Genomic DNA, 17,642 nt, shown 5'->3' with positions numbered 1-17,642 from the left:
CTCCGCTCCTTGCCCCCACCGCCACCCTCAACGGAGACGCTGCGCGCCCAGCCCCGATTCCACGCACCCAATGTGGCGTTCGGTGCGTTGGACGCACCGAACGCCACATTGGGGCGCATGAGCCGCCACCTCAGCCGACGCCGAGGTAGGCCTCCTTGATGCTCGCGTCGGCCAGGAGTTCCTTACCGGTACCGGACTTCGTGATCTGCCCGGTTTCGAGCACGTAGGCCCGGTGCGCCCGCGACAGCGCCTGCTGCGCGTTCTGCTCGACGAGCAGCACCGTGGTGCCCTGTTTGTTGATCTCGGTGACGATCCGGAAGATCTGCTGGATGAACTGCGGGGCGAGACCCATCGAGGGCTCGTCGAGCAACAGCAGTTTCGGCTTCGCCATCAGCGCGCGCCCGATCGCGAGCATCTGCTGCTCGCCACCGGACATCGTGCCGCCGAGCTGGGTCTTGCGTTCGGCCAGCCGGGGGAACAGCTCGAACACGCGGTCCAGGTCGGGACCGAGATCCTTGCGGTCCTTGCGCGCGTACGCGCCCATGTCGAGGTTTTCCATCACCGTCATGCCGGGGAAGATCCCGCGGCCCTCCGGCGACTGCGAGATGCCCCGCACCACCCGCAGATCGGCGCGCAGCTTGGTGATGTTCTCCCCGGCGAAGGTGATCGTCCCGTTCGACACCGGGCGGATCCCGGAGATCGCCCGCATCGTGGTGGACTTGCCCGCGCCGTTGGCGCCGATCAGCGTGACGATCTCGCCCTCGTTGACCGTGATGGACAGTCCGGACACGGCCTGGATCCGGCCATAGTGGACGGACACATCGGACAGTTCAAGCAACGTCATCGTCGGGCACTCCCAGATAGGCGGCGATCACAGCGGGGTTCTCCCTGATCTCGGCCGGCAGTCCTTCGGCGATCTTCTTGCCGAACTCCAGAACCACGATCCGGTCGGTCACGCCCATGACGAGTTTCATGTCGTGTTCGATCAGCAGGACGGTGTAGCCGTCGTCGCGGATCGTCCGGATCAGCCCCATGAGCTCTTCCTTCTCCGCCGGGTTGAACCCGGCGGCGGGCTCGTCGAGGCAGAGCAGTTTCGGCTCGGTGGCCAGCGCCCGCGCGATCTCCAGGCGCCGCTGGTAGCCGTAGGGCAGGTTCTTCGCCTTCTCCGCGGCGCGGTCGGCGATGCCCACGAACTCCAGCAGCGCCATCGCGCGGTCGACCGCCTGACGCTCTTCGCGGTGATGCCGCGGCAGCCTCAGCAACGCGCCGAGCACGCTCGTCTTGTGGCGGGCATCCGCCCCGACGACGACGTTCTCCAGCGCGGTCATTTCGCCGAAGAGCCGGATGTTCTGGAACGTCCGCGCGATACCGCGCTGGGTGATGACGTGCCGGTTGGCCTTGCCGAGAGGCTTGTCCTCCAGCAGCACCTGGCCCGAACTGGGCCGGTAGACGCCGGTCATCGCGTTGAAGCAGGTCGTCTTCCCCGCGCCGTTCGGGCCGATGAGCCCGAGGATCTCGCCGCGGCGGATGCCGAAGGACACCGAATCCAGCGCCACGAGCCCGCCGAAGCGCACCGTGACGTCCTGAAGTCGCAACAGGGTCTGGCCGACGTCGACCGCGATGTCACGGTCGGGCGCGACGACCTCGGCGACCTCGGCGAAGTGCTCGGCGCGCTGCTCCTCGGTCATCTGCTCGACCTCGGCCACGAGACCGCCTTCGACCGGCTGGGCGCCGTCGTGTGGCTGCGTCATGCCTTGCCCCCTGGAGTCGGTTCCGCGGCGAGCGCGCTGTCCCCGCTGATCTGCTCGCCCTTGCCGAGCAACCGCTGGTACGCCTGCCTCCCCCGCGCCAGCAGCCGCTGACGCGCGCCGAGCAGGCCCTGCGGGCGAAAGATCATCAGGACGATCAGCGCGATACCGAAGATGAGGTAGTTGTACTCGGCGATCTGCACGAACCGCAGCGGCAGGTACGCCACGACGACGGCGCCGAGCAGCACGCCCACCTTGTTGCCCGCCCCGCCGAGCACCACCGCGGCCAGGAACAGCATCGAGGTCACCACGTCGAACGACTGGTTGTTGACGAAGCCCAGCTTACCGGCGTAGAGCGCGCCGGAAAGACCGCCGATCGCCGCACCGATGACGAACGCCCAGATCTTGAACTTGTACGTGGCCACGCCCATGATCTCGGCGGCGTCCTCGTCCTCCCGGATGGCGACCCAGGCACGGCCGACCCGGCTGCGTTCCAGGTTGCCGACCAGCAGCAGCACGGCGATGATGACCGTGACCGTCAGGACGTACCAGAGACCCGCGTTCGCCAGGAACGGTTTGCCCGCGGCGTCGGACCCGACCGCTTCGAAACCCGACTGGCCGCGCAGCGGGCCGACGTTGTCCGCGATCAGCCGGATGATCTCGCCGAAGCCCAGCGTCACGATGGCGAGGTAGTCACCGCGTAGCCGGAGCGTCGGAGTGCCGAGGATGACGCCGAAGATCATCGTGATCGCCATCGCCAGCGGCAGCGTCCAGATGTAGGGCAGCTTCGACAGGCTCGAACTCGGGCTGGTGAACAGCGCCGCGACATAGGCGCCGACGGCGAAGAAGCCGACGTAGCCGAGGTCGAGCAGGCCCGCCTGGCCGACCACGACGTTGAGGCCGACGGCGACCAGCGCGTAGCGGGCCACGTCGAACATCGCGGTCGGGAAGTCGGTACCCGTCGTGGCCAGCAGCGGCGGGTTCAGCCACGGGAGGAAGTAGATCAGCACGACCAGCGGGATGAGGATGCCCCACTGGGCGGGACGGCTCAGACTGTTCCAGCGCTCCCGGATCGACGGGCGCGCGGGGGTTTTGTGAGTGGTCATACCCGTGCCTTCCCGAGTGACTCGCCCAGGATGCCGGTCGGGCGGAGCATGAGGACCAGCACCAGGACGACGAACGCGACGACGTCCTTCCACTCGCCGCCGAACAGCGACTGGCCGTAATTCTCGACGACGCCGAGCAGGAGCCCTCCCAGCAATGCGCCACGCAGGTTGCCGATACCGCCGAGGACCGCGGCGGCGAACGCCTTGATGCCCAGCAGGAATCCGCCGTTGTAGATCGCGCCGGACGGGATCTTCATCAGATAGAACAGCGCGGCCGCGCCGGCGAGCAGACCGCCGACGAGGAAGGTCACGATGATGACCCGTTCCTTGTTGACGCCCATCAGCGTCGCGGTGTCCGGATCCTGCGCGACCGCGCGGATGCCGCGACCCACCTTGGTGCGGTTGACGAAGTAGTCCGCCACGAGCCAGGCCAGCACCGAGGCGACGACGATCAGGATGTCCCGGTCGGTGATCGTGGCGCCGAAGACCTCGAACAGCGGCTGCGGGGTGAGCAGCCGGATCGAGCGCTGCGCGTTGAGGCCGAAGATGAGCTTCAGCGTCTGCTGCAGGACGAAGGAGGCACCGATCGCGGTGATCAGGAAGACCAGTTTCGGCGCGTTGCGGTTGCGCAGTGGCCGATAGGCGACGCGTTCGAGGCCGACGGCGGTCAGACCGGACACCGCCACCGCCGCGATCAGCGCGAGGCCGAGATAGAGGATGAGTTCCCCGACCCCGAGGACGGGGTCGGCGCCGGGCCGGAAGCCGAGCAGGTAGAACGTCAGCCAGGCGGCGAAGGTCCCGACGATGAAGACCTCGGAATGGGCGAAGTTGATCAGTTTGAGGACACCGTAGACGAGGGTGTACCCCAGGGCGATCAACGCGTAGATCGCTCCCTGGGTCAGCCCGTCGAACGTGTTGTTCCAGAACTGTCCGAGGAACGTGTTCACATCGAAGTGGATCCACGTGTCGGATTCAGCCAGGAACGGAGTCAGCGTGGGGTGCACGGATTCTCGTTCTCTCCGGGTACGGCTCGGGCATGCGCGCGGAGGCGATCGGCCCCCACGCGCATGCCCGAGTCACCTGTTTGAACAGGCAAGGTTGACGGAAATCAGATCTGGCCGTTGTTGACGATCTTGCCGTTGTCGACCTTGTAGCTCCAGACGGGCACGTCGGAAAGCTCGCCCTTCTCGTTCCACTTGAACTTCTTGGTCAGGCCCTGGCCGTCGTAGTTCTTGACGAAGTCGAGCAGACCGGCCCGGTCCTTGACGCCCTTGTCGATGCCCTTCAGCAGAACGGTCGCGGAGTCGTAGCCCTCCGGCGAGTAGGTGCCCGGGTCGCGGCCCTCGGTCTGCTTGTAGGCGGCGGTGAAGTCCTTGAAGTTGTCCTCCGGCACGCACGGGCAGGTGAAGTACGCGCTGCCCGCGGCGTTACCCGCGTTCTTGACGAATTCCTGGTCCTTCACGCCGTCCGGGCCGACGAACTTCGCGGTGACGCCCTTGTCGTTGAGCTGCTGCGCGAACGGCGCGCCCTCGTTGTAGTAACCGGCGTAGAAGATCGCGTCCGGCTTCTCGCTGGCGATCTTGTTGACCACGGCCGAGAAGTCGGTCTGCTTGGTCTTGACCTTGTCCGAGCAGGTGGCCTTGCTGCCCAGCGCCTGCTTCACCTGGGAGGCGAGGCCGGTGCCGTATTCGGAGTCGTCCTCGACGACGCAGACCTTGTTGGCCTTGAGCTTGTCGGTGATGAACTTCGCCGCGGCGGGACCCTGCACGCTGTCGTTGCCCATGCCGCGGAAGAAGGTCTTCCAGCCGTGGTCGGCCAGTGCCGGGTTGGTCGCCGAGGGCGTGATGTGCACGAGACCGGCCCGCTCGAACAGGTCGCCGGTGGCCTTCGACTCGCCGGAGAAGGGCAGGCCGATCGCGCCCAGGATCGGGGCCTCGCTGATGGCCTGCGCAACGACACCGGGCGCCTTGTCCGGCTTGCCTTCGGTGTCGAACTGCTTGAGGGCGACCTGGCAGCCGGGGTTGGCCTGGTTGTGCTGCTTCACGGCAAGGTCCACGCCGTAGAGGATGTTCTGGCCGAGCGCGGCGTTGTCACCGTTGATGGTGCCGATGTAGGCGAGGGTCACCCCGGAGCACTGGGCCTTGCCGTCGCCCTTGGGGTCCGCCGCGTTGGCCGCCTGCTGCGGTGCGGCCGCCGACGAGTTGGTGTTGCCGCCGGAACCGCCCTGGTCACGCGCCGCGCACGCAGTCAGCGCCACTGAGGCGGCCGCTGCCAGCACGATGATCCGCGTGAGTCGTGCTCTTGACACTCTTCCTCCAAATGCCGACCAGCCGCCCTGGTGAGCGGCAGTCCCGTAGGACTTGACTGGGCGCTGAACGTAGCCGCCGGTAGCGGTGTTGCACAGAGTCACTCGAGCTCTTGTATCCACATCGTGACGGTCGTCACGAGCGTTAACGGACGATTTACACCCGATCGTCGCATTGTGACAATCGGGTGATAACGCTGAGTACTCGGTTGACATCGAGTGAAGACTTGACAGCTTCGACCCGAATTGCGAGCGAGCTTAGGGCTCCCGCCCGGTTCTTGGCGCCGGTTCAGATGTTCGGGGCCCCGAAGATACTAAATGTGCCCGTTCAGGCAGCGACACCAGACCGGCGAGCGGGACGGCGCGCAAAGAAAAACGGGCGCGACCGGTCAGGTCGCGCCCGTTCCCTGTCTCGGGTGGGTCAGCCGATACTCTCGACGACGGCCTCGGCGACCGCCTTCATCGTGGTCCGCCGGTCCATCGCGGTCCGCTGGATCCAGCGGAAGGCGTCGGGCTCGGTAAGCCCCTGGCGGCTCATCAGCAGCCCCTTCGCCCGGTCGATGACCTTGCGGGTTTCGAGCCGTTCGGTGAGCCCCGCGACCTCGGACTCGAGCGCCTGCAGCTCGGCGAACCGGCTGACCGCGAGCTCGATGGCGGGCACCAGGTCGCGCTTGGCGAACGGCTTGACCAGATAGGCCATCGTCCCGGCGTCGCGCGCCCGCTCGACCAGGTCGCGCTGGCTGAACGCGGTGAGGATGACGACCGGCGCGATCCGGTCGCCGGTGATCTTGGACGCCGCCTCGATCCCGTCGAGTTTCGGCATCTTGACGTCGAGGATGACCAGATCGGGCTTCAGCTCGGTGGCGAGGTTGATCGCCTGCTCGCCGTCGCCGGCCTCGCCGACGACCTCGTAGCCCTCTTCACGCAACATCTCGACCAGGTCCAGCCGGATGAGTGCTTCGTCCTCCGCGACGAGTACCCGACGCTGCGGCACGGTGGCGGCACCGTTGGCCTCGGCAGCCTGCTCGGTCACCGGGGTCCTCCTGACGGCTCGGCGGGACGGTTGGTTCGCGGATACCCGCGAATCCGCAGCCTACCGGGAACGATCCAGTCGGCGGGGATGGCGTTCACCACGAAGTGGTCCAGGCGACACCTGTCTTCTCGCGGAACCGGGGTGTCCGGCGGAGAACGGCACGGAGATCGCTGTTCGAGGTCGACCACCTCGCGGAGAAAGAAGACGGAGGGCTGCCGACCACAGCGGGCCCGCGGCGAGCGCGAGCCGGGCTTGTGGGGTTCCTCGACGTGCCCCCGGTGAGATTCGAACTCACACTGGACGGGTTTTGAATCCGTTGCCTCTGCCAGTTGGGCTACGGGGGCCGTGACCGGGAAAACTCTACGGGATCGGCCAGTCGCGGCACCGACCGGGCCCGGCGAACCGGCGGTCGGACCGCGCGGCTTCAGCCGCAAGATCGCCGCTCCGCTGCCGAGGTCCGCCCCGAGACCGCCGGTCCTTCGTTCCTGGTTTTCTCATGCCCGAGACGCTCGGTCATTTCCCCGTTGAGCGAGCAGGACGGATTCGCCCGCTGGAGTGTGCGAGTCCCCCGTAGAGCAGATGCGGTCCGGCGGCGACGGGACAAAGCTTTCGGGTGAGGGGTGTTCCACGGCGCGGTCGGTTCGGGGAGGTCAGCGGGGATGGGCGACCAGGAGGACGAGGAAGCGGAAGCCAGGGAGCGGCTCGCGCACGGGTTGCGTGCGCTGAGGTGCGCCGCGGGTAAGAGTCTCAAGCAACTCGAGCCGGAGGTGCATGCCAGCGACTCGGCGTTGTCGCGGTACTTCACCGGGCAGGCGGTGCCGCCGTGGGAGGTGGTCGAAAGCCTGTGCCGGGTCACCGGGTCACCGGCGACGGAGCTGCGGACGGTGTGGGAACGTGCCAGCGGTGTCGCGCACGACCGGGTCAAGCCCGCACCGGCGCCGGTGGGGGCGGGCCGGAGTTCCCCGCCGGCACGCAGGCCGGCAGGGCGGCGCCGGGTGCTGCTGGTGGCCGGTGTGCTGGCGACCGCGGTCCTGCTGGTGGGAATCGGGGCGTGGCTCGCCCGCGAGACACCGGAGAAGGACGCCGCGGTGCCCGACCTGGGACCGCCCGAGGCGATCATGCTGGTGAACGCGCGGGTCGGTGTCGCCGACGGCGCGCGCTATGTCGTCGACATCGCCAACTGGTCGCAGGACGAGGGCGCCGAGGCGCACCTGTGGCACTGGCGCTCGGACACCCGGAACGACATCCGCAACCAGCTCTGGCACGCCGAACCCGCCGCACCGGGCGGCACGCGCTTCCGCAACGTGCTCAGCAACCGCTGCCTCGCCGCGTCCCCGGCCGGGGCACTGGCGCAGTCCGACTGCAGCGCCTCCCCCGCGCAGGCCTGGCAGCACACCGCGCAGGCGCGCCTGGAGAACCTCGCCGACCGCCGGTGCCTCGACGTCAAGGACCACCAGCTCAACGATGGCGAGGCCCTGGTCATGGCGCCCTGTCACGACAGCCCGACCCAGCACTGGAACCTGCGGCGCCGGACCGGTTAGCCCGGACCTGCCATCGCCGAGCCGTCCCGCACCTCGGTGACCAGGTCCTTCCTCGCGTCCCGCGTGCCGAGTACCGGCGATATCCCGCGTCCCGCCCCCGTCCCGCGCGGTACCGGGACGCCCGCCCGCCGAGAAGACTCGGGGTACCGAACCGGCGAGGGGTGCCGGTACGAGTTCGATCAACCTCATCACTCAGGGGAGACCATTGTGAAATCGAGGGGTACGACCACGACCGTCCGGGGACGGGCCATGGCCACCACGGGGAGGACCAGGCGAGCGCGCATGGGGGTGACCGTCGCCGCCGCGATCGTCACGGCGATGACGGGTACGGCGGCGCCCGCGCTCGCCACCACGGAGCCCGCGGGCGGTGGAACCTGGAGCTACGGGGTCTCACTCGGCGTCAACTATTCCGACTACTATCACCCGACGAAATGGCACAAATCCTCGGTGAGGAGCGGTGGCGTCACCCGGCACAGTGGCTGCGCCGCGCCGGGCACATGGTCCCACGCGACGATCAGCGCCGCCATCTCCGGCAACAAGGCATACTGGGACGACTCCTGCTGATCACGGTCCTGCTTGGGGGTGGCTGATCGCGCTACCGGCATCCCGCTCGGGCCTCGCGCGGCGCGGGAACGGTGAGCCGATCCACGGAAAGCCATGGTCGCGACGCGAAGTCGCGGCCATGGCTTTCCGCGCTGCCCAGGTGGTGCCGCCGCGGCGGGATGATGCGACGGCCACAAGTGTCCACAAGGGACGTTTCACGCGCGGAGCCGTCGTCTACGGCGCCGGGTAGGAGATCATCCGTTCTCCCGCGAATCCGGTGAACCCCACTGGTTTCCCGGTCATGTCCCACCGCAGGATGTTGTCCGTGCCGGTACTCACCAGGAGTTCGTGGATGACCTTCGACATCGGTCCCGGGTGTTCGTGCCAGTCGTCCCTGTCGTTGTAGGCGATCCGCCAGGTGTCCGGGCCCGCCGCGTCGGTGATCCACCAGAACGTGCCGCCCGCGCCGTCGCTCCCCCACGGATACAGCCCACCGGGTTCGGGGAACAACCGGTAGGACACGCGCGTGAGGTACCCGGTGTCCGGGTCCGCGAAGATCTCCAGGAGCTGGTCGTTGTTCCTTTTGACGGTCGCGAGTTCCGCGGCGCTTTGTGCTGGGTTCTCCACCTCGACGCTGTCCCGGAAGCCACCGGACGGGAAGCGGGTCAGCAGGTCCTTGTAGTCGGCGGGCAACGGGGTGCCCAGCTCGCGTTCGACCGCTGCCCAGTCGAGCTCCGGCCGAAAGTCCCCGGGCCGCCAGCCGACGAGGTGGGCCACCTCGTCGACATGGGACTGTCTTCGTGCGTCTGTCATGCCTCTGCTCCTGGTCGAGATCGGGTGGCCCCGAACGAGTCACCTCGTTCCTCGACGGCGCGACCCGAAGGTACGTCGCGGATCCTAGCGAAGCGGTTGGCCCCGCTCGACGAGATCGCCTCGGCGAAGGTCCATTCCGAGCGCGCCGCCCGCCGGGGCGGCCTTCGACCTCCCGGATCAAGCGCGACCCTACTGGAGGTTTTCCTTCTGCGGAAAGCTGTTTTGACACGCGCCGATCCGGCAGCACACTGCCGTGGCACCACTCACGTGCCATGGGGTGACAAGGCGCGGTACGGGGCTTACGTCGGATGTGTTCGGCCGATCAGCGGTACCTGTCCCAGCGAACGTGCACCCCGCGTCGTGGCGCCGATGGAGCCGGGAAACCCGGGACCGCCGCACGCGGCGGCACGAGCACGCCCGAGTCCCGAAGACGTCCCTGGTGACGCGGGCGGACGATCGGTCCACTTCGGACTCGCGGCGCCGATCGCCGGACGCGCCAGGCCCGGGTTTCCCACTCTGCGCGAGAAAACCGGACGAAGGCGCCGCGAAGCCACGCGACGATGAGCACGAGCGACCCGAAGCCGGGGTGTGGCGGGCGGGCGGCGCGTACGTGCCGTTCGATCCCGGCCTGCCCGAGCCGCGGCTGCGCTACCGACCGACGCGGCCGGGTGCGCGCTGGTCCTCACCGATGACAACGCGCATCGTGCTCCGTCACAGTCTCGTCTCGTCAACCGGACGGTTTCCCACCTATCGGGTCGCACCGTCCCATCGACGACCGTCCTGACCACCGCGCCCACGGTGAAGTGAAGCCCTCCGATACGCGTCTCGTGGCGACTAGCATGCCGACATGAGCGCGGACGAATGGCTGGCAGACACCCGAACCTCGTACGACACCGGTGCGGCCGGCTACGCGGACGTGGTGCGGGACATCCTCGGCGGACGGCAGCCGCACCTGAACGCGGCACTGGACCTGTTCGCGGGCCAGGTACTGGCCGCCGGTGGCGGGCCGGTGGCCGACGTCGGCTGCGGTCCCGGGCACGTCACCGCGCACCTGCACGACCAAGGCGTCGACGCCTTCGGCATCGACCTGTCACCGGGAATGATCGAGCAGGCCCGATCCGACCACCCCGGCCTGCGGTTCGAGGTCGGCTCCATGACGGATCTGGACCTCCCCGCCGCCTCGGTCGCCGGCCTGATCGCCTGGTGGTCCCTGATCCACATCCCCGACGACGCCATGCCCACCGTGCTGGGCCATTTCCACCGCGTGCTGCGCCCGGGAGGGCCGTTGCAGGCCGGCTTCCACGTCGGCGACGGGCCATCGGCGGAGGCGGACGGCCGCGGCGCCCCGGACACGGTCGATGGCCACCGCCGCCGTCCGGAGCGGATGGCGGCCTGGCTGCGCGACGCCGGATTCACCGTCGAGGCGCAGTGGGAGTTCAACATGGGCACGGACCGGCCGGGCGCCGTCCTGTTCGCGCGACGCTAGCCAGGAAAGGCTCCGAAACCGCGAGAGCAGGGCGAGTACGCCCCCAGCGTCGGTGTCGTCGGCTCGCCCGGTGTCCTCAGGCTTCGTCGCGCAGATCGCCGGTGCGCCACAGGGCGACGGTGTAGCGCTCGAGACCGGAGTGCTCCTCGGCCGCGGCACGGAGGTCGAGGCCGGGGTTCTCGGCCAAGCGGGTGAGGAGTTGTTCTCGCCGGCGTTCCGCTTCGAGGCGTCCGTGGTGGGTGACCAGGACGCGGTAGACGCCGGGGCCCGTCGTCAGGTCGATGCCGATGGCCTCGCCGGTGGGTGAGCCCAGGACGAGCCGGCCACTCGGGCATTCGAGAGTGAGCCGCAGCGAGCTCGCGTCGGCGTTTTCCCCGGCCGGGTAGTCCTCCCGGATTTCGACGCGGACGAGGACGGGCAGGAGGTCCTGGGCGCAGCTGATGTAGAGCTCGTAACCGGTCGAAGCGACGATCGTGGTACCGGCGCGCTCGATGGCGTCCCTGGCGCCGACGCCCGCGTCGTTGTCCTGATCTCGCAGCGTGATCAGACGGTAGGCGGGCACGGTGCGCAGCTGGTACGCGGAAGGCGGCCGGGCGTTGTTCTCGTCGGGCATGACAGTGATTGTCGCGCCCGGCGCGGTCGGCGGGCGGATGCGGGGGCTCGCGCGGCGGGCGAGCCCCCGCATCACTCAGCCGATCTGGTAGGCGCGGGTGATGGTCTGGCTCACCGCGTTGCCCTTGTCATCGGTGGCCTTGGCCCGCAACGAGGCGAACCCGCTCGCCGGGTGGCGGACCTTGGCCGTCCACTTCGGACCGTCCGGGGTCAGCTCGACCGGTTGCCAGGTGGCATCGTCGTCGTAGGAGATCTCCACCGAAAGCGCGGTGACCTTCGGCGGCGAGTCCTGCCGGGTCACCGTCACCGGGAAGCTGATCTCCTTTCCGCCCGGCACGATGTTGCGCAGGTCCGCGGGCGGGGCGAACCCGACCGCGAGCATGCCCAGCGGAGCGTCCGGCAACCGGGCCGACGCGACCGTCCACTCACCACTGAACTTCGTGGAGGTGGGCCACCAGGGCTTGTCCCTGCTCACCTCCGTGGTGATCCGGTACGTACCGAACCGCGCCGGGCCCTGGAAAACACCGCGTCCCGGCGAGTTCTGGGTACCGAGCAGCTGACCGTCCAGATAGGCCGCGGTGGTGCCCCGGTCCAGTCCGTAGAGGTAGTCCGTGCCGCTGCTGTGCCCGGCCGCGTCGGAGAACACCGGCAACGTGACGTCGAGCGCGTAGTCCTTGTTCTGCGCCACCCACGGACGACCCGACCCGGTGGTGCCGGTGAAGGCGGGGCCGATGACCGCGGCGTTCCAGTCGATGCGGGAGGACCTGCCCGCCGCCAGGGTGCGCGGCCCGTCGACGAGGGTGCCGCCGGGAGCGACGGTGGTGTCGGTGAACTCGGTGCCCTGCACCTCGAGCCGCCAGTCGCCCGGGGTGAAGTAGCGCCGTTGCTCGGACTGGGGCGCGGCACTCATCCCGCCCCGGTTGACCGCCCCTTCCGGACCCACCACGAGCGCGGACACCATCGGGGGAAACTCCTTGGCGTAGCCGTGGTAGGCCATGGTCACCGCGGCCACGTCCGCGGCCCTGGCCTCGTGGACCAGGTTGGCGGGGATGCCGCCCGCCGACGGGTAGTACAGGTCGTACTGGTAGTCGCTGCGGTCCCGCATGGTCAGCGAAGAGGTCAGCCCGCCGGCCTTGGCCAGTGCCACGTAGCGGTCGGCGGTGTATCCGTTCACCTGCAGGGTCGGCAGCGACCAGGTGTCGGCCGCGGCGCCGAGCAGCCTGGCCGAGGCGCCGGCTTCGACGAGGCGGAAGGCCGCGAGGCGCCCGCCGGCCGCCTTCACGTTGTCGATGCGCTTGCCTGCCTCGGTGACGAGGATGCCGTCCGGGAAGTCCAGCACCACCAGCTTGCCCTTGGCGTCCACCTTGGACAGATCGGTCGGCGTGCCGGCACCGCCGTAGACGGTGCCCAGGCGCTGGGTGGAGGGCGGGACGATGTCGGAGAACCGCGTGAAACCCGCGTCCACCGCCAGCGGCTGTTCCCCTTCCGCGGTGAGTTCCAGCCACGGCTGATAGAGCTGCACGTCATTGGTGAAGCGGAAGTACTTCGAGCTCACCCCCGGCGTGGAATACGCGTAGAGTCGCTGGAACTGTGCGCCCGCGGCCAATCCGAGCGTCACCGGCTCGTGCGGCCCCTCGGGGCGGGTTTCCAGCCGGGCGTTCAGTCCACCGTCGAGGGCCCCCGTCTGGTCCGTGCGGACCGCCACCGGCTTGGCCTGGCGGGCGTCGAAGGACACCGTCGTATCACGGGTCACCTTGACGTCCGGGTTGGCGAACGCGGTGACTTCCACCGGAGCGTCCGGCCTGCCGGTCGTGAGTCCCGCGCTCAGGGTGTACTCCCCCGGCGGCACCCGCATCGACTTCCCGGCGTAACCGAAGAAGCTCTGTCCGGTGTGGACGTTGACGGCGACGGAGGTCTGGTTGTCCTGCGCGCCGGGTGCCTTGCCGTCCCTGCCCAGCGTCTTCACCGACAGGTCGTACAGCTCCGGCTCGTCCTGCACCCCGATCGGGGTGCGCACCCGCGTCTTACCGTCCGCGGTGCTCGCCAGCAGGAGACCCTGGTAGGTGCCGGGCTTGCCGGACCTCGAGGTGAACGTGATGTCCACAGTGGACTTACCGCCCGCGGGCACGGTGACCGAGTTCGCCGAGATCTTCGCCAGGTTCGCGGCGGGCGGCTGCCCCTGCTTGTCCGCCAGGCCGAAGGCAAGGCCCAACGTGACCGGGGTGGCGCCGGGGTTGGTGTAGGTGACCGTGCGCTTGTCCGGCTTGCCGGACCACCGTACGACGGTGTTCACCGTCGCGGGCTCGGACCGCACGGCCTGGGTCACCGCGGTGGCCACGTCGAGCCGGCCACCGCCGAGCGCGGTCACCCCGACACCCGGTAGTTCCTTGGCCGTGCCGACCAACCCGGACTTGAGTTGCTCGCCGGTCCAGTCCGGGTGCTGCTGCGCGAGGATGGCCGCGGCGCCCGCGGTGTGCGGGGTGGCCATCGAGGTACCGGAGAGCGTGGTGTAGTACTCGCCCACCGGTTTGCCGATAGTGGTCCCCTTGGCGCGCGCGGCCACGATGTCGCTGCCAGGGGCGCCGATCTCCGGCTTCACCGCGCCGTCGCCGACGCGCGGGCCGCGGTCGGAGAACGGGGACAGCGCGTCGGACTTGGTCACACTGCCCACCGCCAGCGCCGCGTCGGCCGTGGCCGGGGAACTCACCCCCTCGTCCTGGCCGGAGTTGCCCGCCGCGATCACGAACAGCGTGCCGTACTGGCGGCTCAGCTTGTTGACCACCTGCGAACTGGGATCGGTGCCGTCGGTGGGATAGCTGCCCAGGCTCAGGTTGACGACCTTCGCCTTGGCCTCGCGCGCGGCCCACTCCATGCCGGCCATGATGTCGGACGCACGGCCCGAGCCACCGTCGTTCAGCACCTTGCCGATGGCCAGCTTGGCGTCCGGGGCGACTCCCTTGTACTTGCCGCCCAAGGCCGCACCCGAGCCGGTGATGGTGGAGGCGACGTGCGTGCCGTGCCCGTGGCCGTCGACCACGCTCCCCTTGCCGCTGAAGTCCTTGCTCTGCGCGACCTTCCCGGCCAGGTCGGGGTGTCCGGCGTCCACTCCGGTGTCCAGGATGGCCACCGTGACGTCCTTGCCGGTGTACCCGGCCTGCCAGGCCGCCGGCGCGCCGATCTGCGGCACGCTCTGGTCCAGCGAAGCGCGCACGCGGGCGTTGAGCCAGATCTTGCTCGGCCCGCCGGAGAGCGCGGCCGGTCCGCCCGCGCTCAGCCCGGCCCAGAACCCCTTGGCGTCCTTTTTGGACTCACCGAGTTCGGTGTAGCCCAGTTCGCCGAAGCTGCGGCCGCGCCGCGCGCCGAGAGGCGCCGCCGAGCGGGTGGCCGCGCCGTCGGAGTACTCGGCCAGCAGCGGCAGCGTGTCGGTGCCGGCGTCGTCGTAGCCCTGGCGGATCAACCCGGTGATGTTGAACAGTTCCCGGTCGAGCCGGCCCGCTTCGACGAGCGGAAGGGCCGAGACCGGGACCAGATACGAATCGGTGGTGTCCCCGTGGCGAGCACCGAACTGGACGTACGGCGTGTGCCCGGAGCGGGCATCCTCCTGTATGGCCACTGACCAGTGGCCACGCGCGTCCCTGCGCGCGCTGACCCGGTCACCGGTGACCAACGTGACCTGGTGACCGGCGCCGTCCCCGGCCGCTGCCGGTGTGCCCGGCGCGTCGGCGGCGCCCGCTTGGCCGGGCACGGCCACCAAGGTCGCCGCCGCGCAGGCCGTGGCCAGCGTGACGGCGGTCGATCGTCTCCGTGATCTCATCAGTACTCCCTCGTGAGGTGATACCGGGGTTTCCGGATCATCGGGATGTTCGGGTGGATACGGGCCGGCAGGTCAGCGTCCTGGCGGGACGACTCCCAGTTCGCCGGCGACGGCGGTCCGCACCGAACTGGAGACGGTCACGGTGCCGGGTTTGATGCCCGCCACCGTGAAGTCGTTTTCCTCCGGCTTGAGCTGGGTCCGGCGTTCCCCGATGAACTCGCCGGTAGCCGGGTCGACGATGATTTCCATCCGGAAGGTGCCGTCGACGGGGTCCACGCCCAGCGCGACGCCGGTGCGGCCGTCGAGGTTCGCCACCTGCTCGGTCACCTTGAGGCCGGGGATCCTGGCCACCGCGCGGTAGAGCGACTCCTTGAGGTCGGCCGGTACGGTACCGGTCTTGAGCAGCTGTGCGGCGATGTCCAGTACCCCGCCGAGCTTGGGTTTGTGCACGACCGAGAAGTCGGCCGCCATCAGGTCGTACAGCTGCTGCGGGTCACGCGGCAGCTCGTCCAGCCGCCGTGGGGTGGGTGCGCCCCATTCGTCGTCGGACCGGCCGACGACGGCCATGGCCTTGGCGGGGAACTTTCCGCCGTCGGCACGCCATTCACCACTCGGCCAGTATTCCTTGAGGTCGACATCGTGACGTTCGATCTGCTCGGTGTAGGACTTGAGCGTCTTCTCGTTGCCGATGAGCCATTTCCGGTTCCCGGTGGGCGCGGTCCTGAGCAGCCATTGCCCGGCGAAGTCACTGGGCTGCCAGGTCTGGGTCAGCTGTTCGCCGGAGAAGGCGGCCGGGATCCTGCTGTCGTTCCACAGGCGCCAGGTGCGGGTCGCGACATAGCGGAACCCACCCGCGGGGAGGGGAGTCTCACCGGTGACATGGATCCGGTCGGCGGCGGTGTCCAGTGCCTGCCGCACCGACACGAATCTCACCCCCGGCGCGGCTACCGGCGTCGGGGCCGAAGGGGCATCACGGCCGGCTCCGCTGATCGCCGCGGTGGCGCAGACGGCGATGACCGCCACGGCGGCGGCACCGATCCACCAGCGCCGTCCGACGGGGGACGCGGGCTTTCCCCTGAACTCGATCAGTGGGGCGGTTTCGGGCACACCAGTGTTCGTTCCCTCGATGGACCGTACCGCGTCCAGCAGGGCGTTGTTGGCGGCGGTCAGCGGCCGCTGGTCGGTGGTTTCCTCGGCGCGCAGCAGGTTCAGTGCCTCGTCCAGTTCGTCGTTCGTCCACAAGCGACGGACGTTGTCCTCAGTCATCGGTGCGCCCTCCTTCCGGGCGGTGTCGGGCCTTGGGTGTGGCTCGGGCTCGGAGCAGCCGCCTGACCCGGTGCAGCCGGGAACGAACAGTGCCCGCGGGAATGTCGAGTACCGCACCGATTTCACTGGCATCCAGCTCTCCCCAGCTGGTCAGCAGCAACACGTCCCGGTCCCCCGGGGCGAGCTCGGCCAGCGCGGCGGCCAGTTCCCGGACCCTGACCTGAGCGTCGACCCGGTCGGCCACCCGGTCGGCATGACCGTGGGTGACCTGGGTGCCGTCCTCGTGGGCGGTCATCCGCAGGTACCGGGTTTCGGCCCTGACATGCCGGCGCAGCAGGTTGGTGGCGATGCCGAACAACCAGGCGCGGGCACCGGCCCGTGCCGGGTCGTAGCTGGCCCGGCGCTGCAACGCGATCAGGAACGTGTCACCGAGCAGATCGTCGGCTACCTCCGGCCCGGCGCGGCTGGCCAGGTACCGGCGCACGTCCCGGGCATGGTTGTCGAACAGGCTCTGGAAGACCGACCGGAGGTCGTCCCCGCACAGGTCCGGTCGATCATCACCGTCCACCTCGCTTGCCGCGGCGTACCGCTCAGCCCTGGTCACAGTGGATATTCGCCCGAGCCGCCGGAAGTGTTCACGACGCGGCCCGGAGCCCCGCACACCTGGTCCGGACCTGTGCACCGGACCAGGTTATGCCTGGTGGCAACCGCGGCTATCGGCTCCGTCGCCTGGGCGGGGAGGCGGTCCTCCCCGGAGCACGGACCGGCTCACCGGCCAGCGGGACGCCGGCGGTGAGACGCCCGAGCATGGCGTCCAGCTCGTCGACGTAGCGCTCGGCGCGCCCGGCGGCCATGCGCGCCCGGACGGCGTGGCGGACGCCCATCAGGATGGCGCTGAACAGCAGCACATCGGAGTCGTCGGGCTCCCGGCCCGTCGCGGACCCGATCGCCTCGGCGTACTGCTCGATGCCGAAGGCGTTGCGCTCGCGCAGGATCGCCGCGATGGCGGGCACCGTCCTGGCCAGCCCCATGCGGACCTCTTCGAGGTCGCGGGCTTCCTCGTCGAGGGAGGCGAACGAGTCCCGCAGCACGCCGCGCACGGCCTGGAGCAGCGGAGTCCCCTCGGGCACGACGGCCATCATGCGGCACATCACCGGGTCCACGGTATCGAAGAGGAGCACGTCCTCCTTGGTGCCGAAGTACCGGAAGAAGGTGCTGCGGCTGACCTCGGCGGCCGCCGCGATGTCGTCCACCGTCGTCTCGGCGTACCCCTGGTCGCGGAACAGCCGCAGGGCATGACGCTGTAGCTCGGCGCGCGTGCGCTCCTTCTTCCGCTCCCGCAGGCTCACTCGCTCATTGTGACACGCGAATCTTT

Annotated in this window: 15 protein-coding genes and 1 tRNA gene; 3 read left to right on the top strand and 13 right to left on the bottom strand. The window is 69.2% G+C overall.

The features are described from left to right. Window positions 1-130: 130 nt before the first annotated feature. From ABD987_RS40710 to ABD987_RS40680, 7 genes are all read right to left on the bottom strand, one after another. Entirely contained in the window at window positions 131-844 is a 714-nt protein-coding gene (locus ABD987_RS40710) for an ABC transporter ATP-binding protein (protein ID WP_345407616.1), read from the bottom strand. Beyond that, the gene (locus ABD987_RS40705; RefSeq protein WP_345407614.1) at window positions 831-1,751 is read right to left on the bottom strand and encodes an ABC transporter ATP-binding protein; all 921 of its coding nucleotides are present in this window, start codon (window positions 1,749-1,751) and stop codon (window positions 831-833) included. The genes ABD987_RS40710 and ABD987_RS40705 overlap by 14 nt, the downstream gene beginning before the upstream one ends. Further along, window positions 1,748-2,854, bottom strand: a complete 1,107-nt coding sequence (locus ABD987_RS40700) for a branched-chain amino acid ABC transporter permease (protein ID WP_345407612.1) — start codon at window positions 2,852-2,854, stop codon at window positions 1,748-1,750. The genes ABD987_RS40705 and ABD987_RS40700 overlap by 4 nt, the downstream gene beginning before the upstream one ends. Continuing rightward, a complete protein-coding gene (locus ABD987_RS40695) occupies window positions 2,851-3,858 on the bottom strand; it encodes a branched-chain amino acid ABC transporter permease (protein WP_345407610.1) in 1,008 nt (335 codons plus the stop codon). Before ABD987_RS40695 ends, ABD987_RS40700 begins: the two co-directional genes overlap by 4 nt. A gap of 104 nt (window positions 3,859-3,962) precedes the next feature. Then, window positions 3,963-5,132: a branched-chain amino acid ABC transporter substrate-binding protein gene (locus tag ABD987_RS40690; RefSeq protein ID WP_345407783.1), complete on the bottom strand. Its 1,170-nt coding sequence runs from the start codon at window positions 5,130-5,132 to the stop codon at window positions 3,963-3,965. Between the two features lie 448 nt (window positions 5,133-5,580). Beyond that, on the bottom strand, window positions 5,581-6,192 hold the full coding sequence (locus ABD987_RS40685) for an ANTAR domain-containing response regulator (RefSeq protein WP_345407608.1): 612 nt from the start codon (window positions 6,190-6,192) through the stop codon (window positions 5,581-5,583). Between the two features lie 270 nt (window positions 6,193-6,462). After that, a tRNA-Leu gene (locus ABD987_RS40680) sits at window positions 6,463-6,536 on the bottom strand. A gap of 315 nt (window positions 6,537-6,851) precedes the next feature. Between ABD987_RS40680 and ABD987_RS40675 the strand changes: the two genes are divergently transcribed. After that, window positions 6,852-7,733 (top strand): RICIN domain-containing protein, encoded by an 882-nt coding sequence (locus ABD987_RS40675; RefSeq protein ID WP_345407606.1) that lies wholly within the window; start codon window positions 6,852-6,854, stop codon window positions 7,731-7,733. Window positions 7,734-7,982: 249 nt separating this feature from the next. Beyond that, window positions 7,983-8,297: a lactococcin 972 family bacteriocin gene (locus ABD987_RS40670; RefSeq protein WP_345407604.1), complete on the top strand. Its 315-nt coding sequence runs from the start codon at window positions 7,983-7,985 to the stop codon at window positions 8,295-8,297. Between the two features lie 213 nt (window positions 8,298-8,510). On the opposite strand, the gene ABD987_RS40665 is transcribed toward ABD987_RS40670, so the two are convergent. After that, complete coding sequence (locus ABD987_RS40665; RefSeq protein WP_345407602.1) at window positions 8,511-9,089, bottom strand: SMI1/KNR4 family protein; 579 nt, start codon at window positions 9,087-9,089, stop codon at window positions 8,511-8,513. A gap of 847 nt (window positions 9,090-9,936) precedes the next feature. Here ABD987_RS40665 and ABD987_RS40660 point away from each other — a divergent pair. Continuing rightward, a complete protein-coding gene (locus ABD987_RS40660) occupies window positions 9,937-10,575 on the top strand; it encodes a class I SAM-dependent methyltransferase (protein ID WP_345407600.1) in 639 nt (212 codons plus the stop codon). Window positions 10,576-10,651: 76 nt separating this feature from the next. On the opposite strand, the gene ABD987_RS40655 is transcribed toward ABD987_RS40660, so the two are convergent. The 5 genes from ABD987_RS40655 to ABD987_RS40635 form a co-directional block, all read right to left on the bottom strand. Beyond that, the gene (locus ABD987_RS40655; RefSeq protein WP_345407598.1) at window positions 10,652-11,188 is read right to left on the bottom strand and encodes a hypothetical protein; all 537 of its coding nucleotides are present in this window, start codon (window positions 11,186-11,188) and stop codon (window positions 10,652-10,654) included. 75 nt (window positions 11,189-11,263) lie between these two features. Continuing rightward, a complete protein-coding gene (locus ABD987_RS40650; protein ID WP_345407596.1) occupies window positions 11,264-15,001 on the bottom strand; it encodes a S8 family serine peptidase in 3,738 nt (1,245 codons plus the stop codon). A 72-nt stretch (window positions 15,002-15,073) separates the two neighbouring features. Then, window positions 15,074-16,267, bottom strand: a complete 1,194-nt coding sequence (locus tag ABD987_RS40645) for a CU044_5270 family protein (protein ID WP_345407594.1) — start codon at window positions 16,265-16,267, stop codon at window positions 15,074-15,076. Next, complete coding sequence (locus tag ABD987_RS40640; RefSeq protein ID WP_345407593.1) at window positions 16,260-16,871, bottom strand: RNA polymerase sigma factor; 612 nt, start codon at window positions 16,869-16,871, stop codon at window positions 16,260-16,262. The genes ABD987_RS40645 and ABD987_RS40640 overlap by 8 nt, the downstream gene beginning before the upstream one ends. Window positions 16,872-16,980: 109 nt before the next feature. Further along, window positions 16,981-17,616 carry a TetR family transcriptional regulator gene (locus ABD987_RS40635; protein WP_345407591.1) on the bottom strand — a complete coding sequence of 212 codons (636 nt, stop codon included), beginning with the start codon at window positions 17,614-17,616 and terminating at the stop codon, window positions 16,981-16,983. Window positions 17,617-17,642: the final 26 nt, after the last annotated feature.

Origin of the sequence: Amycolatopsis samaneae (assembly GCF_039541975.1) — a bacterium.
Classification (GTDB): Bacteria; Actinomycetota; Actinomycetes; order Mycobacteriales; family Pseudonocardiaceae; genus Amycolatopsis; species Amycolatopsis samaneae.
The sequence above is the reverse complement of the archived record's forward strand: the minus strand, read 5'-3'. Positions and strand labels throughout refer to the sequence as shown.

Coding starts and splice junctions, on each gene's coding strand:
- ABD987_RS40665 (WP_345407602.1), bottom strand. CDS start 9,089: ATGACAGACGCACGAAGACAGTCCCATGTCGACGAGGTGGCCCACCTC.
- ABD987_RS40660 (WP_345407600.1), top strand. CDS start 9,937: ATGAGCGCGGACGAATGGCTGGCAGACACCCGAACCTCGTACGACACC.
- ABD987_RS40675 (WP_345407606.1), top strand. CDS start 6,852: ATGGGCGACCAGGAGGACGAGGAAGCGGAAGCCAGGGAGCGGCTCGCG.
- ABD987_RS40700 (WP_345407612.1), bottom strand. CDS start 2,854: ATGACCACTCACAAAACCCCCGCGCGCCCGTCGATCCGGGAGCGCTGG.
- ABD987_RS40710 (WP_345407616.1), bottom strand. CDS start 844: ATGACGTTGCTTGAACTGTCCGATGTGTCCGTCCACTATGGCCGGATC.
- ABD987_RS40670 (WP_345407604.1), top strand. CDS start 7,983: ATGGCCACCACGGGGAGGACCAGGCGAGCGCGCATGGGGGTGACCGTC.
- ABD987_RS40705 (WP_345407614.1), bottom strand. CDS start 1,751: ATGACGCAGCCACACGACGGCGCCCAGCCGGTCGAAGGCGGTCTCGTG.
- ABD987_RS40645 (WP_345407594.1), bottom strand. CDS start 16,267: ATGACTGAGGACAACGTCCGTCGCTTGTGGACGAACGACGAACTGGAC.
- ABD987_RS40650 (WP_345407596.1), bottom strand. CDS start 15,001: ATGAGATCACGGAGACGATCGACCGCCGTCACGCTGGCCACGGCCTGC.
- ABD987_RS40655 (WP_345407598.1), bottom strand. CDS start 11,188: ATGCCCGACGAGAACAACGCCCGGCCGCCTTCCGCGTACCAGCTGCGC.